Origin of the sequence: Calditerricola satsumensis (assembly GCF_014646935.1) — a bacterium.
Taxonomy (GTDB): Bacteria; Bacillota; Bacilli; order Calditerricolales; family Calditerricolaceae; genus Calditerricola; species Calditerricola satsumensis.
Window position 1 is genome coordinate 1 of sequence record NZ_BMOF01000030.1, and the last position, 15573, is coordinate 15573.

The following is a 15573-nucleotide window of genomic DNA, read 5'->3' on the forward strand; positions in this document are numbered from 1 at the left end:
TCGTAAGCTGATGCGGGTACGTTCCATTGCGATACCCTTGGCGCTCTTCCGTCCGTTCATAGGGCTCTGCACGCAGCTGCTCCGTGGCCTGGGCTTGCAAAATTTGATTCAAGACGGATTCCAGGAGCTTGGCGAGCGCCTCGTCTTTCGTGTCGCGGAGAAAAAGTTGATGCAAAAGCTGTGCATCTACGGTAATCTGATCGTGAGCCATTTCGATCCCCTCTCCCTTTTTGGTTTTTGTGGGTTCAAGCTCCATTCTAACCGAGGGGGATTGGAAATGGCTCTCTAACTTTTTTCAGAGAGTCCTTTTTACACAAGAATACGGACTCAACTCACCGGCAGACGGTTCATAATGAAACCTTCTCGTTTGTCCTACCTAATTTCCTGTAACAAACCGGTAGTTCTCCACCACCCAGATTCCCGTGGCATCCTTGCGCACGGGCTGCACCAACCGGAGCTCGACGACACGGCCGTCCTCCAACGTGTGGCGCTCGACCCGAATCCCCTCTTCTCGCGTCTCCACCACCTCGGAACGCGCGCTTTTGGCCTTCAAAACGTGGTCCAAAAACTCCAACGCCACCTGCGAGGGATCCATTAACCCCACGCGATGCCCGTTGTCCACCTCTTCCTGCAGCTTCCGCGCCTGATCCGGATCCAGCGGCACATCGATCCATTGGCCTTTCGCATCGCCATCAACCTGCGAATTCACCGGAGCCTGGCAGCCAACCACACCGATAACCAAGCCCAATGCGATGAGCCGCCCCCACTTCCATCCCATCCCCAACCCTCACACCCCCTTTGACACAAGCAGCATCCAGAACGCGAGGGGCACCGCCAACAGCACCGCGGAGATGCCGAGAAGGAGAAGCGCAACCGTCGACCGCTGGCGGCGCAGGTATTGCCATGCCGCGACAATCACGCCGCCTGCCGCCAGGGCGATGGCGAGAAGGTTGGCCGTCCAGTATCCGGTACCGTCCGGAAACCAGTCGCCCCAGCCTCCCGTCCACACCGTCGCCACACCCAGCACCCACGCCGCCGCAACCAACCCGACCGCCACCCATCGCATGGGAATCCCTCCTCGAACAGACAGACCATTTAGCCTCTCGATCCCATTCTATCCGGAGGACACAACCGTTTCAACGCAACACAAACAATTTCGAATGGTGAGATCCTCATCCTTGTCGGTCACCAATCTGTCAAATTCTCAGCTCTTCATTTACAATAAGGAAGGCTCCCAAACGAAATCCGCCCAACAAGACGGACACTCGAGGTGATCGTTCATGGCATCCGTGGTCATCGTCGGCGGCGGGTTGGCCGGCCTGTCCGCCGCGGCGCGATTGGCCAAGCACGGGCTCCGCGTCACCGTTCTCGAACGCGGGGCTCTCGGCGGCCGGGCCGTGACACTGCGCATCAAGGGGTTTGCCTTCAACTTCGGCGCCCACGCCATCTACGGCCGCGACCGCTCGGTGCTCACCACGCTGGAACGCGAGCTGGGCCTGTCCATCGACTGGCGCGACTTCAGCCCTGAACGGGCCAAATACGACGTCGGCGACAAGCTGACCGACCTGCCGGCCAACATCCGCGGGCTGTTCAAAACGAAGCTCCTCACCTATCCGGACAAGGTGAAGTTCGCCTTTGAGGTGCTCAAGACGCTCCTTGGCGTCGAAACCGGCCATCCGCACCTCTCGATTGGCCGGTGGATGGACGAAAAGCAGCTCGATCCCGACGTCAAGGACATGATGCTCACCCTGGCCTCATCGAACTTCTTCACCCGCGAGCCGGAAAAAATCCCATCGGACGTCTTTTTCCGCTACTACAAGACGATCTTCTCCACCCGCAAGCCGGTGACGTACATCGGTGGCGGCTGGCAGGCGCTCATCGACGAGCTGGTGCGCGTCATCAAGGCCCACGGCGGGACGATCCACACCAAGGCGAAGGTGGAGCGCGTCACGGTGGAGGACAACCGGGTGCGGGCCGTGCACACGGCCGACGAGACCTACACGGCCGACCTGTTCCTCTTCTGCATCCCGCCGAAGGAACTCGTGTCCATCTTCCAGGGGACGCACATCGAGCACTTTGTGGCCCAGTACGCCCAATACCACCCCACCTACGCCCTGGTGTACGACGTGGGGCTGCGCGAGCGGATCGACGTGCCCTACACCTACATCTACGATAAGGCCCACAAGTGCTTCATCACCGACATCTCCTACTACGACGAGACGTCGGTGCCCGAAGGCGGCCAGCTCCTGCAGGCCATCCTGTACTTGAGCCGCGAGGACGTGGGGAACAAGGAGCGCATCGAGGCGTACAAGAAAACGGTGGAGGACCTGTACGACAAGCACTTCCCCGGCTGGCGCGAGCGGCTTGTCGTGCCCCGCTTCTCTCCGCGCGCCGTGGTGCAGGAAATCAAGTGGACGATGGACCAGCAGCCGATGCCCGTCTTCTTCCCCGACTACCGAAACCTCTACTTCGCCGGCGACTGGTGCGAGGGGAAGGGACAGCTGTCGGAGCTGTCCTTCTCCAGCGCCTACGCGGCAAGCGAGCTGATTCTGGCCCACTGAGGCCGACGGCACCCACGCGCATCGGCAAGACCCGTATGCGTCTCCCCGTGACGCGTCGACTGAACCCAGACGGGCTCCCGGGCCTTCCGGGAGCCCGTTCGCATAGAAGGCATGCGTTTTTTCCCGCATCGGCGGATCAATTTTCTTCGCCCTTTTTGGGTGACGTGATCCGCAAATAATACCCATCGGGGTCGGTGAGGCGAAAATTGGTCATGCCCCACGGTTGTTCCTTGAGCTCCGATTCGACCGCAATGTCAAATTATTAACAAACAATTCGAGAGCACAGCTGGTGTCAAAGTTCACCCCTCCTTTTGCATGGTTTTGTTGTGGTGAAAAGCCCCCGGTATTCCGGACAGAAGGCACTGATGCGTCCCGGTCCCGGGGGCTGTAGCGTGCATCACGCCAGCACCAGCTTGCTGAAATCGGCGTACCGCCACAGGTCGTCGGCGATGCGCTTGATGAGCGACAGGCGGTTCTGCCGCACGGCGGGATCGGGGGCCATGACGAGGACGGCATCGAAGAAGGCGTGGATCGGCTCCGCCAGCGCGCTCCAGGCGTCGAGGACGCCGGCCCAATCGCCGGCAGCCTCGGCCTTCTCCGCCTGCTCCTTCGCCGCGAGATACGCCTTGTACAGGGCCCGCTCGGCATCCTCCTCGAACAGCGCCTCCTGCACCTCTCCCGCCGTCTCCGCTTTTCGTGACAGGTTGTACAGGCGGGTGAAGGCTTCGACGGCGGCGCGGAAGGCTTCCTCCTCGTGCCGCGCCTCCAGCACCTTGGCCCGCGTCACGGCGGCCACGAGGTCGGCAAAATCGGAGCCGAGCACGGCGTCGATCACGTCGTAGCGGATGCCGCCCTCTTGCAGCACCGTCTTGAGGCGCTGGGCAAAGAAGGCCAGCAGGTCGGCCTTCACCTCGTCGGCCGGCCGCTTGCCGAGGCCCTTCTCCGCGTACAGGCCGAGGGCGGCGTCCAAGAGCGCGTCAAGCGCAAGCGGCCACTTCCGGTCGAGGAGGATGTGCACGACGCCGCTCGCCGCCCGGCGCAGGGCGTAGGGGTCTTGCGAGCCGGTCGGGATGAGGCCGAGGGAAAAGAAGCCGACGAGGGTGTCCACCTTGTCGGCCACGCCCACCACGGCGCCGACGTCGGAGGCGGGCAGCCGGTCGCCGGCAAAGCGCGGCAGGTGGTGCTCGAAGACGCCCCGGGCCACCGCGTCCGGCTCGCCGGCCCGGCGGGCGTAATCCTCGCCCATGATGCCCTCCAGCTCAGGGAACTCGTACACCATCTGCGTCACCAGGTCGAACTTGCAGATCTCCGCCGTGCGGTCGACAAGCCGCTTCGTCTCCGCGTCGAGGCCGAGGGCGTCGGCGATGCGCGCGGAAAGGGTGCGCACGCGGTCCACCTTGTCGGCCAGCGTGCCCAGGTCCTCGTGGTAGACGATGGCCTTCAGCTTGGCGAGGGCATCAAGGATGGACAGCTTCTGGTCCTCCTCGTAGAAGAACCGGGCGTCGGCCAGGCGCGCCCGCAGCACTTTCTCGTTCCCCTTGCGCACCGTGTCAAGGTGCCGGTCGTCGCCGTTGCGCACGGTGACGAAGTGGGGCAGCAGCTCGCCGCGCTCGTTTTCCACCGGGAAGTAGCGCTGGTGCTCGCGCATCGCGGTGACGAGGACGTGGCGGTTGACGGCCAAGAACTCCGGATCAAAGGACCCCCACAGCACCGTCGGATACTCGACGAGGTGGGTCACTTCTTCCAGCAGCCCCTCGTCGACGGGGATGCGCCAGCCCTTCTCCGCCTCAAGGGCGCGGATCTGGTCGAGGATGCGCTGGCGCCGCTTGGCCACATCGGCGATGACGTACTGTTCCTCCAAGAGCGCCTCATAGCGCGCCGGCTCGTCAACGGTCACCTCGCGCCCCAGGAAGCGGTGCCCCTTCGTCACGTTCCCCGCCCGCACGCCGGCCACCTCAATGGGCACAACGTCGGCCCCGAACAGCGCGACAAGCCACCGGATGGGCCGCACGAAGCGCAGGTCGTGGGTTCCCCAGCGCATGCTCTTCGGGAAGGAGAGGGAGCGAATAACGTCGCCCAGTTCGGGGAGGATCTCCCGCGTTGGCGCGCCGGGATGGTGCTTGCGGGCAAAGACGTACGGGACGCCCTTCACCTCTTTGAAATACAGGTCGTCCAAGGACACGCCCTGCTTGCGGGCGAAACCTTCCGCCGCCTTCGTCCAGTTGCCGGCCTCATCGACGGCGATGTGCTTGGCCGGACCGCGCACCTCCTCGCTCACGTCCTCCTGCTTCTCGGCCACATCCTTCACCCAAACGGCCAGGCGACGCGGCGTGGCGTACGTCCGCACCTCCCCGAAGGCGATGCGCCGGTCGCGGAAGAAGGTCTGCACCTTTTCGGCCAGCTGGTTAACGGCAGCCTGCACGAAGCGGGCCGGGATCTCCTCCGTGCCGATCTCCAGCAGAACATCGCGCGTCGCCATGCGTCACTCCCCCTTCACCGGATTGCCGATGCCGACGGTTTCGTCCGACGCGGGCTGCGCCGGCTCGCCGCTTCGCTTCAGCAGCGGGAAGCCCAGCCGCTCCCGCTCGGCCAGATAGGCCTGGGCGCAGGCGCGGGCCAGGTTGCGCACGCGGGCGATGTACCCCGTCCGCTCGGTGACGCTGATCGCCCCCTGGGCGTCGAGCAGGTTGAAGGTGTGGGAGCACTTCAGCACGTAGTCGTAGGCCGGGAAGACGAGACCGGCCTCCAGCGCCCGCTGCGCCTCCCGCTCGTAGTCGGCAAAGAGGCGGAACAGCATCGCCGCGTCGGCCACTTCAAAGGTGTACTTCGAATGCTCGTACTCGGGCTGCTTGAACACGTCGCCGTAGGTCAACCCGCTGCCCCACTCCAGGTCGAACACGTTGTCCTTGCCCTGGATGTACGAGGCGAGGCGCTCCAGGCCGTAGGTGATCTCCACGGCCACCGGATGGCAGTCGAGGCCGCCGACCTGCTGGAAGTAGGTGAACTGGGTGATCTCCATCCCGTCGATCCACACTTCCCAGCCCAGGCCCCATGCCCCCAGCGTCGGCGCCTCCCAGTTGTCCTCGACAAAACGGATGTCATGTTCCTCCGGCTTGATGCCAAGGGCGCGGAGGCTGTCGAGGTAGATCTCCTGCACGTTGTCCGGCGACGGCTTGAGGATCACCTGGAACTGGTGGTGCTGGTAGAGGCGGTTGGGGTTCTCCCCGTAGCGCCCGTCGGCCGGGCGGCGGGAAGGCTCCACGTAGGCCACGTTCCACGGCTCCGGACCGATGACGCGCAGGAAGGTGGCCGGATTCATCGTTCCCGCGCCGGTTTCGATGTCGTAGGGCTGCACGATGAGGCAGTTTTGCCTGGCCCAGAAGGCCTGCAGGGCCAGCACCATGTCCTGAACGTTCACGGCGGACACCTCCACGCTTTGATGGGTTTGCCGTACGTGCAACAGAAAACCTCCCGCCCCCAGCGCCATGCGCTAGGGACGGGAGGTGCCTCCCGCGGTTCCACCCTAGTTGGCCGACGGACACGCGTTGCCGCGCACGCCGCACCCGCTTCGGCTCACCTGCCGCGCGGCGCCGTCGACCCCCTCATCGACCATCGCTCGAGAGCGCCCTTCACCAGGACTGCCGCCGGGCTTCCACCCTCCCCGGCTCGCTGGGAGGCAGCGCCCCTGGCTACTCCTCTCTCTCATCGCTGGGCCGTATGCCGTTGTCACGCGTCAGATTGTCGTACTTTTAACGATACCGAAACGCCAGCGGCATGTCAAACGTTCCCGCCTTTGCCCCCCATCCCGCGCGGGTTTTGTTCTTGTACCCAATACGGGAAACCGAAAAACATTCTGTGACGCTGGGCACTTTGTCACAGACATCGCGATTGCGAGATGAGAGAGTGAAATTGAAAACGGATCCACGGGAGGGCTATCGATGAAGGCGGCTGTTCTCAAGGGTTTTAAGGAAAAGCTGGAAATCCAAGAGATGCCCACTCCGGAAATCGGCTATGGGGAAGTCCTCGTAAGAATCAAAGCGTGTGGTGTGTGTCATTCCGACCTGCATTTGGCACGTTCCGATTGGTCACTGAAACCTAAACTTCCCGCCATCCTGGGGCATGAGGGAGTGGGCGTCGTCGAGGCGGTCGGTCCGGGCGTCACCTCGCTCAAAGTGGGTGACCGGGTCGGGATTCCCTGGCTTTATTCTGCGTGTGGCGAATGCGAATACTGCTTGACCGGTCAGGAAACGTTGTGCCCGCACCAGCTGAACACCGGGTATTCGGTACACGGATGCTTTGCCGAATATTGCAAAGCCCCCGCTGCTTATGTCGTCAAAATCCCGGACAACCTTGGGTTCGAGCAAGCGGCGCCGATCTTTTGCGCGGGGGTAACGTCGTATAAAGCACTGAAAATTTGTGGGGCGAAACCGGGCGACTGGGTCGCCATCTACGGCATCGGCGGTCTGGGACACGTCGCCGTGCAATACGCGAAGGCCATGGGATACCATGTGGTCGCCGTCGACATTGTCGATGAAAAATTGGAGCTCTCGACCAAGCTGGGGGCAGACGCCACCATCAACGGCGCGAAAGTCGATCCGGCACAGGAGATTCAAGAACGATTCGGTGGCGTGCAAGCGGCGATCAGCGTGGCCGTTACCCGGAAGGCCTTTGATCAAGCGTACCGTTCCCTGAAACGCGGCGGTACCCTCGTGGTTGTCGGGTTGCCGAATGAAGAGCTGCCGCTCCCCATCTTCGACACGGTGTTAAACGGGGTGACGGTGAAAGGTTCAATCGTCGGAACAAGAAAAGATCTGCAGGAAGCCCTGGAATTCGCCGCCCAGGGGAAAGTGAAGGTGAACATCGAGACGCAGCCCCTCGAAAAGATCAATGAGGTCTTCGAGCGTTTGGAAAAGGGGCAAATCAACGGGCGTGTCGTGTTAACGTTGGCGTGAGTGGGCGACAAGGAGCCGTTCTTGTCCCCGAGACGACGAGGCCCCGGTCTCGCCGGTAGGCGAAACCGGTGGCCTTCTTCTATGGGTAGCCATGCCGCACCGGGCGCAACGGATCCCAAATGTGGTACAATAGGAGCCAGCATTTGCCCGTGCAGAAAGGGGATCCACCGTGAACGCCATCAGCCGCCTGGAACGCCTGCCGATCGGCCGTGTGCATTACCGCTACCTGTACCTCTTGGGGCTCGGATGGGCCCTCGACGCCATGGACGTGGGCCTGATCAGCTTCACCCTGCCGGCGATCAAGGCGGCCTTCAACCTCTCGTCGGCACAGATGGGGCTGTTGGGCAGCGCCGGCCTGGTGGGGATGTTCCTCGGAGCCGCCGTGGGCGGACGGCTGGCCGACCGGTACGGCCGGCGCGCCGTTGTCGCCTACAGCCTGCTCGTCGCCGGCGTCGGCAGCCTGCTCACCGCCCTGGCGCCGTCCTACGGGGCCCTGCTGTTCTTCCGCTTCCTCACGGGAATCGGTCTGGGAGCGGAGCTGCCCGTGGCGGCCAGCCTGATGGGCGAGCTCGTGCCCAGCACCTCCCGCGGGCGCTTTGTCGTGTGGCTGGAGGCCTTCTGGGCCGTCGGCTGGTTCCTGGCGGCGCTGGTCGGCTTCCTCCTCGTGCCCGAAGCGGGCTGGCGGTGGGCCTTCGTCATCGGAGCGATCCCGGCACTGTATGCAGCCTGGCTGCGCCTGGGCGCGCCGGAGTCGCCGCGCTGGCTGGCGGCGCGCGGGCGCGCCCGGGAGGCCGAGGCGCTGGTGGCCCGCATGGAAGCGGCCCTGCGCGGCGAGGGAAAAGAGCTCCCGGAACCGCAACCCGCGCCGGAGCCGACGCCGCGCCCCTACGGGGACCTGTTCCGTCCGCCGCTGGTGCGCCGCACCCTGTTCATCGCCCTGGCGTGGCTGACCCTCAACGCCGGCTACTACGGCGCCTTCATCTGGCTGCCGTCGCTCCTCGTCGAGCAGGGCTACTCCCTGGTGCGATCCTTGGCATTCGTGCTGATCATGACCGCGGCGCAGCTCCCCGGCTACCTGACCGCCGCGTGGCTTGTCGAGCGATGGGGCCGTCGACCGGTGCTGGTCAGCTTCCTTCTCCTCTCCGCCCTGGCGGCCCTGCTCTTTGCCCGCTCCGATACAGCGGCGGAGCTGCTCGTCTTTGGCGCGTCCCTGTCCTTCTTCAACCTCGGGGCATGGGGCGCCATCTACGCCTACACGCCGGAACTGTTCCCCACCGCGCTGCGGACGAGCGGCGCCGGCTTGGCCGGCGCGGCGGGCCGCCTCGGCGGCATGGCCGCGCCGTACCTCACCGGAGCCCTGCTCCCGGCGCTGGGGGCGGGCGGCGTGCTGCTGGCCCACGGCGTGCTCCTCGCCGCGGCGGGCGCCTTCGCCTTCCTTGTCGGCGCGGAGACGCGGGGCCGCGCCCTGGAGTGACCATGACGCCAGTCGTGGAAATCGACGACGCGATCGGATCACACCTTTCACCAAAAAGGAGGGCAACCATGCGCAGGATTCTCTCGGGCATCCAACCGAGCGGACGGCTCACCATCGGCAACTACCTCGGGGCCATCAAGCAGTTTGTCGCTTTGCAACACGAGGCCGAGTGCTTCTTCATGATTGCCGACTACCACGCCCTCACCGTGCCGCAGGAACCGGAGGCGCTGCGGCAGCAGACGCTCCAGGTGGCGGCAATGTACTACGCCGCCGGGATCGACCCGCAAAAGGCGACGGTCTTTGTGCAGTCCCACGTCCCCGCCCACACGGAGCTCGGCTGGGTGATGCAGTGCCTGGCCCACTTCGGCGAGCTGGGCCGGATGACGCAGTTCAAGGACAAGTCGGCCGGCAAGGAGTCCGTCTCGGCGGGCCTGTTCACCTATCCCACGCTGCAGGCGGCCGACATCCTCCTCTACCAGGCGACGCACGTGCCCGTCGGCGAGGACCAGAAGCAGCACCTGGAACTGACGCGCGACCTAGCCGAACGGTTCAACAAGCGCTTCGGCGAAACCTTTGTCCTGCCCGAGCCGCTCATCCAGAAGGTTGGCGGGCGGATCATGTCCCTCGACGACCCGACGAAGAAGATGAGCAAGTCGAACCCCAATCCCAACAGCTACATCTCCCTCTTGGACGAGCCCGACGTCATCCGCAAGAAGATCAAGCGCGCCGTCACCGACTCGGAAACGGAGGTGCGCTACGATCCCGAGAAGAAGGCGGCGATCAGCAACCTGATGACCATCTACGCGCTGTGCTCCGGCCTGTCGCTGGAAGCGATCGAGGAGCGCTACCGCGGCAAGGGCTACGGCGTGTTCAAGGCCGATCTGGCTGAGGTGGTCGTGGAAACCCTCACGCCGATCCAGGAGCGGTACCGGGAACTGGTCGAATCGGCCGCCCTGCGCGAGCACCTCGCCGAGGGCGCCGAGCGGGCGGCCCAGGTGGCCAACCGGACGCTCGAAGCGGTGCGCGAGAAGATCGGCCTCTTGCCGCGCGGACGCTAACCGAGAAGCGCAAAAAGCCGCCGTCCCCCACCGGGACGGCGGCTTTGTTTTTTTGGTCGATCGGGAGCCCCTTTTCGCGGAAGGACGGCGACCGCTAGGCCGAAAGCCGCATCTTTGCCCCCCGCCCGGCCAAACCGGCATTGGCCATCAGCGCCGCGGCGATGGTTCCCACCGTAAGGGCCACGACGCCGGGCCAGCGAAAGGCGTCCCACAGCAGCCCGGGCAGCCACGCGCCCAGGCTGCCGCCGAGGTAGTAGAAGACGAGGTACAGCGAGGAAGCCGCGCCCTGCGCCTCCGCTGCCGCGTCGGTGACGTAGGCCGTCGTCGCCGACTGGGAGGCGAAGTTGCCCACCGTGAGCAGCGCGCACCCCGCGGCCAGGACGCCTATCGAGGGGTGCAACGTGAGCAGGATGCCGAGCGCGCCGATCAGATGTCCGGCCGCCATTGTCACCCGCCGCCCGATGCGATCGGAAAAGAAGCCGGCCACGGGCGCCGAAACAACGCCCAGCGCAAAGGTGGCAAACAGCAGCGAGATCTGCGTCGGGCTGAGGCGAAACGGCGGTTCGCTGGCATAGAACGGAAGGTAGGTGAAAAAGCCGATAAACGCAAAAAACTGGGAAAATCCGATCAAACACGCCCCCAGCAAGGCCGAATTGCGGAGGTGCCGCCGAAAGCCGCCGTGGCTGCGAACGGCCGCATGGCGGGACGACGGCGGCAGCCCGGCGCCCACAAGCAGCGCCACCCCTACCGAGAAGGCGGCCAGCACGCCGAAGACGGCCTGCCACGACACCCAATCGGCGATGGGCCCGGCGATCAGCCGGCCCAGAAAGCCGCCGGCCACGGTGGCGCCGACATACGTGCCAAACACGCGGCCCTTGTAGGCGGCGGGAAACTCCTCGGCGGCATAGGCCATCACCGTCGCGGCGATACCGGGAATGAACAGGCCCTGCAGAAAGCGCAGCGCCACCACCGCCGCAAAGGAATCGGTCAGGCCCAAGAAGACGCTGGGAACGGTGACGAGCACGCTGCTCGCCACGATCACCCGCTTCCGTTCCCAGCGGTCCGCAAGCGGCGCCAGCAACAGCGAGGCCACGGCCAGCGCCAGCACGGTGGCCGAAATGGTCAGGCTCGCCGCGGCAGTGGAGACGCCAAACTCCCGCGCCAGGAGCGGCAACAGCGGCTGGGGCGCGTACAGAATGGCAAAGGCGTTGGTGGTGGTGACGAACAGGAGAACGAGGCGCAGGATCATCACGATCGCTTCCTTGCTCTCATCCTTGCTGCCGAATTCGCTGCGCGTATCCGCACAGGACGTTGAGCACGACGTGGGCGCCGGTCTTGACGGTGGACTGGGCGCGCCCGTCGCGGTGCGGGTCGAGGCAGACGAGGTCCATGGCCGCCAGCTTCTCCTCCCGCCCGATGCGGTGCGCCGCCTCGAGCAGGTCCCACGTGGCCAGCCCGCCCGGCGTCGACGCCGGCGCCGCCGGGGCGAAGGCGACATCGAGCACGTCCATGTCCACGGTGAGGTAGATGGCGTCGACGCGCGCGCGCAGGTACGCGAGGGCCTCGTCCACCACGGCCTCCACGCCCCGCCGGCGCACCTCGCGCACCGTGTAATACCGCACGCCCTGCTCGTCGGCGTAGCGCTTGTAGGCCAGGGCGTTGAAATGCCCGTGCACGCCGATGGTGACGATGTTCGATCCGGCCACCGTCCCCGACTCGATCAGGCCGCGCATCGGCGTGCCGTTGCTCGGTCCCCCGTCGTGGAGGTTGCGCAGGTCGAAGTGCGTGTCCACCTGCAGAATGCCGATCGTTCGCCCAGGGGTGACGCGCTTCAGCCCTTTCACGATCGGGCAGGTGATGGAATGGTCCCCGCCAATGAACACCGGAAAGAACGGCGGATGGCTGCTCAGCGCCTCCACCACGGCCTCCTCGATGTTGGCGTGGCAGCGCGGGATGTCGGTGACGTGCATCGTCACGTCGCCGAGGTCGGCGATGCGCAGGGCAGCGAGGTCGACGTCGTAGTCGAGGTTGTAGGACGCAAACAGGCGCCACGCCAGGCGGATGGCCGTGGGGTTCTCGCTGGCCGCCGACGGGCTGATCGACGCTCGCGACAAGGGCACGCCGATGAACCCCACGTCGAAGGCCTGGCCAGGCGCGGCCTCCCGAATGAGCTGGCTCATCCGCACGTCCAAGCGGTCGCCCGCCGCACCGCGGGCAACGATCGGCGGCGGTACGAGGTACCGGTACCCCTCAGCCACAGCGCACACCTCCTTCCACCACGACGGCACCGTTTTTCAGCACCGTGTCGACGAGGTTGACGCCGTACTGGTACGGGATGTGCGCCACGTTTGGCGCGTCGAAGACGACGAGGTCGGCCTTCTTGCCCACTTCGATGCTGCCGATCTCGTGGGCGCGGCCGACGGCGTGGGCGGCGTTGATCGTGGAGGCGACCAGCGCCTCCTCCGGCGTCAGGCCCATCGTGAGACAGGCCAGGCTCATGATGAGCGGCAGCGCCACCGTGGGCGAAGAGCCGGGATTGCAGTCGGTGGCCAGGGCCACGGGCACGCCCGCGGCGATGATCGCGCGGGCGTCGGCCGGCGGCTCCCGCAGGAAGAAGGCCGTCCCCGGCAGGAGCACCGCCACCACGCCGGCTTCGGCCATGCGGGCGACTCCCGCCGGCGAGGCCTTGAGCAGATGGTCGGCGGAGACGGCCCGCACCTCGGCCGCCAGCTCGGCCCCGCCGCAGGGGTGCATCTCGTCGGCGTGGAGCTTGGGCTTGAGGCCCCACCGCTTGGCCGCCTCCAGGATGCGCCGGGCCTGCGCCACGGTGAACACCCCTTCCTCGCAGAACACGTCGCAAAACTCGGCCAAGCCGGCATCGGCCACGCGCGGCAGCATCTCGTCGACAACGAGGGCGACGTAGGCGTCGGGGTCGTGCCGGTACTCCGGCGGCACGGCGTGGGCGCCCAGAAACGTCGCGACGACGTCCACCGGATGGGCCTCGTGCAGGCGGCGGACCGCCCGCAGCTGTTTCAGCTCGTCCGCGACGGTGAGCCCGTAGCCGCTTTTCGCTTCCACGGTGGTCACGCCGTGCAGGAGGAAGCGGTCGAGGCGCCGCTTGGCCGCCTCGACGAGCTCCTCCTCCGACGCCGCGCGCGTGCGGCGCATCGTCTCAAGGATGCCCCCGCCCTCCCGCAAGATTTCCAGGTAGGGCGTTCCCTGCAGGCGCCGCACCCACTCCACTTCCCGGTATCCGGCAAAGACGAGGTGGGTGTGCGGGTCGACAAGGCCCGGCGTCACCGTTTTGCCCGCTGCATCAATCACCACGTCGGCCCCGCCCCGCTCGGCCACGTAACGCCGGGCCTCTGCGTCCGGCCCGACGAAGGCAATGCGGTCGCCCTCGACGACAATGCCCGCGTTTTCGAGAATGCCGGCGTCCGCCATCGCCGCGCCTCGCTTGGGCGCTTCACTGGCGCCGGCGACGGTGGCCACCTGGGCAGCCCCTTTGATGTACGTGATCCGGCTCATGGTTCCCCGTCCTTTTCCGCACATGGGTTACTTCAACATCGGCATCTTGATGCCCTTCTCCTTGGCCGTCTCGATGGCCCGCTCATAGCCCGCGTCGGCATGCCGCACAACACCAAGGCCCGGATCAGTGGTGAGCACGCGCTCGAGGCGTCGCGCCGCGTCGGGCGTCCCGTCGGCCACCACGACCATCCCGGCGTGGAGCGAATAGCCCATCCCGACACCGCCGCCGTGGTGCACCGAGACCCAGCTGGCCCCCGCCGCCGTATTGAGGAGGGCGTTGAGAATCGGCCAGTCGGCGATGGCGTCGCTGCCGTCCTTCATCCCTTCCGTCTCCCGGTTGGGCGAGGCGACGGACCCGGCGTCCAGGTGGTCACGGCCGATGACAATGGGGGCGGAAAGCTCGCCCTTGGCCACCATCTCGTTGATGATCGCTCCAAACTTGGCCCGCTCCCCGTAGCCGAGCCAGCAGATGCGCGCGGGCAGGCCCTGGAAGGCGACGCGCCGGCGCGCCAGGCGGATCCACCGGCACAGCGGCTCGTTGTCGGCAAATTCGCGCAGGATGACCTCGTCGGTCTTGTGGATGTCGCTCGGGTCGCCGGAGAGGGCCACCCAGCGGAACGGCCCCTTCCCTTCGCAGAACTGCGGGCGGATGTAGGCCGGAACGAAGCCGGGGAAGGCGAAGGCGTCGGTCACCCCTTCGTCGTAGGCCACCTGGCGGATGTTGTTGCCGTAATCGAAAACTACGGCCCCCCGCCGCATCAAGTCCAGCATGGCCCGCACATGGACGGCGATGCTGGCACGGGATCGCTTGACATACTCCCGCGGATCGGCCGCGCGCAACCGGGCAGCCTCCTCCAGCGTCAGACCGGCGGGCACGTAGCCGTTTAACGGGTCGTGGGCCGAGGTCTGGTCGGTGACGATGTCGGGCACAAAGCCCCGCCGCGCCAGTTCGGGCAGGATTTCCGCCGCGTTGCCGAGGAGGCCGATCGACACCGCCCGTCCCTCGCGTTTGGCCTCCTGGGCCAGCCGCAGCGCTTTGTCGAGCGACTCGACGGCCATGTCGAGGTACCGCGTGGCGATGCGCCTTTCGATGCGCGCCGGATCCACCTCGATGTCCAGGCAGACCCCGCCGTTCAGCGTCACGGCCAGGGGCTGGGCGCCCCCCCATGCCGCCGAGGCCGGCGGTGACGGTGATCGTGCCATCCAGACTGCCGCCGAAGTGCTGCCGCGCGCATGCGGCGAAGGTCTCGTAGGTGCCCTGGACGATGCCCTGGCTGCCGATGTAGATCCAGCTGCCGGCGGTCATCTGGCCGTACATGATGAGGCCCTTCTTGTCCAGCTCATGAAACGTCTCCCAGTTGGCCCACGCCGGCACAAGATTCGAGTTGGCCAGAAGCACACGCGGGGCATCAGGGTGCGTGCGGAACACGGCCACCGGCTTGCCGGACTGGATGAGCAGCGTCTCGTCGTCTTCCAGCTCCTTCAGCGCGGCGACGATGGCGTCGAAGCATTCCCAGTTGCGCGCCGCCTTGCCGATGCCGCCGTAGACGATGAGCGCGTCGGGACGCTCCGCCACCTCGGGATCGAGGTTGTTCATCAGCATGCGCAAGGCCGCTTCCTGGATCCACCCCTTCGCGTGAAGCGTCGTGCCGCGCGGAGCGCGAATGACGCGCTTGGCTGTTGGTTGCATGGGCGGTTCTCTCCCCTTCCCTTGAGGATGGAAGGACGGGATTGATTCCCGGAACTGTTTCTTGGGATCGGCCTCCATTTATAGATACGCGTCCGCCCAGCACACACAGCACAATCCGTTCGCATCCGAAACAAAAAACCGCCCCATATCGGGACGGTCAGCTCGCCGGCCAAACGGGCACTCCCCGGGACTAGCGATGATGTTTATCCTTCTCCTTGCGGCACACGACCACGAGCACTTGGCCGGGTTTCAGTTTCACGACCTTGACTTTCGAATGCGAACGGCCTTCTCTTACGCTTACTGCATCATA

At 65.6% G+C, this 15573-nt stretch carries 12 protein-coding genes and 1 pseudogene; 4 read left to right on the forward strand and 9 right to left on the reverse strand.

Translation table 11 applies throughout. From position 1 onward, the window contains the following. The 3 genes from IEX61_RS07870 to IEX61_RS07880 form a co-directional block, all read right to left on the reverse strand. Positions 1 to 211: transposase (locus IEX61_RS07870; protein WP_188817457.1), on the reverse strand; the 211-nt coding region annotated here is incomplete at its 3' end. Between the two features lie 165 nt (positions 212 to 376). Further along, positions 377 to 778, reverse strand: coding sequence for a hypothetical protein (locus IEX61_RS07875; protein WP_188817459.1), 402 nt, complete (start codon positions 776 to 778; stop codon positions 377 to 379). Positions 779 to 787: 9 nt separating this feature from the next. Further along, positions 788 to 1066: a hypothetical protein gene (locus tag IEX61_RS07880; protein ID WP_054672570.1), complete on the reverse strand. Its 279-nt coding sequence runs from the start codon at positions 1064 to 1066 to the stop codon at positions 788 to 790. A 214-nt stretch (positions 1067 to 1280) separates the two neighbouring features. On the opposite strand from IEX61_RS07880, the gene IEX61_RS07885 reads away from it, so the two are divergent. After that, positions 1281 to 2561, forward strand: coding sequence for a phytoene desaturase family protein (locus IEX61_RS07885; RefSeq protein WP_188817461.1), 1281 nt, complete (start codon positions 1281 to 1283; stop codon positions 2559 to 2561). Positions 2562 to 2958: 397 nt separating this feature from the next. Here the strand turns inward: IEX61_RS07885 and glyS are convergent, their stop codons facing one another. Continuing rightward, positions 2959 to 5040 (reverse strand): glycine--tRNA ligase subunit beta, encoded by a 2082-nt coding sequence (gene glyS / locus IEX61_RS07890; protein WP_188817463.1) that lies wholly within the window; start codon positions 5038 to 5040, stop codon positions 2959 to 2961. 3 nt (positions 5041 to 5043) lie between these two features. After that, the gene (gene glyQ / locus IEX61_RS07895; RefSeq protein ID WP_172673566.1) at positions 5044 to 5979 is read right to left on the reverse strand and encodes a glycine--tRNA ligase subunit alpha; all 936 of its coding nucleotides are present in this window, start codon (positions 5977 to 5979) and stop codon (positions 5044 to 5046) included. 520 nt (positions 5980 to 6499) lie between these two features. Here glyQ and adhP point away from each other — a divergent pair. From adhP to trpS, 3 genes are all read left to right on the forward strand, one after another. Next, the gene (adhP, locus tag IEX61_RS07900; RefSeq protein ID WP_054672134.1) at positions 6500 to 7513 is read left to right on the forward strand and encodes an alcohol dehydrogenase AdhP; all 1014 of its coding nucleotides are present in this window, start codon (positions 6500 to 6502) and stop codon (positions 7511 to 7513) included. 169 nt (positions 7514 to 7682) lie between these two features. Then, positions 7683 to 8987 (forward strand): MFS transporter, encoded by a 1305-nt coding sequence (locus IEX61_RS07905; protein ID WP_188817465.1) that lies wholly within the window; start codon positions 7683 to 7685, stop codon positions 8985 to 8987. 68 nt (positions 8988 to 9055) lie between these two features. After that, positions 9056 to 10045: a tryptophan--tRNA ligase gene (gene trpS, locus IEX61_RS07910; protein ID WP_054673060.1), complete on the forward strand. Its 990-nt coding sequence runs from the start codon at positions 9056 to 9058 to the stop codon at positions 10043 to 10045. Between the two features lie 94 nt (positions 10046 to 10139). On the opposite strand, the gene IEX61_RS07915 is transcribed toward trpS, so the two are convergent. From IEX61_RS07915 to hutU, 4 genes and pseudogenes are all read right to left on the reverse strand, one after another. Then, positions 10140 to 11294: an MFS transporter gene (locus tag IEX61_RS07915; RefSeq protein WP_188817467.1), complete on the reverse strand. Its 1155-nt coding sequence runs from the start codon at positions 11292 to 11294 to the stop codon at positions 10140 to 10142. A 19-nt stretch (positions 11295 to 11313) separates the two neighbouring features. Continuing rightward, positions 11314 to 12303 carry an agmatinase family protein gene (locus IEX61_RS07920; RefSeq protein ID WP_188817469.1) on the reverse strand — a complete coding sequence of 330 codons (990 nt, stop codon included), beginning with the start codon at positions 12301 to 12303 and terminating at the stop codon, positions 11314 to 11316. After that, positions 12296 to 13573 carry an imidazolonepropionase gene (hutI, locus tag IEX61_RS07925; protein WP_188817471.1) on the reverse strand — a complete coding sequence of 426 codons (1278 nt, stop codon included), beginning with the start codon at positions 13571 to 13573 and terminating at the stop codon, positions 12296 to 12298. The genes IEX61_RS07920 and hutI overlap by 8 nt, the downstream gene beginning before the upstream one ends. 27 nt (positions 13574 to 13600) lie before the next feature. After that, positions 13601 to 15263 (reverse strand): annotated as a pseudogene (gene hutU, locus IEX61_RS07930) (urocanate hydratase). Between the last annotated feature and the right edge of the window lie 310 nt (positions 15264 to 15573).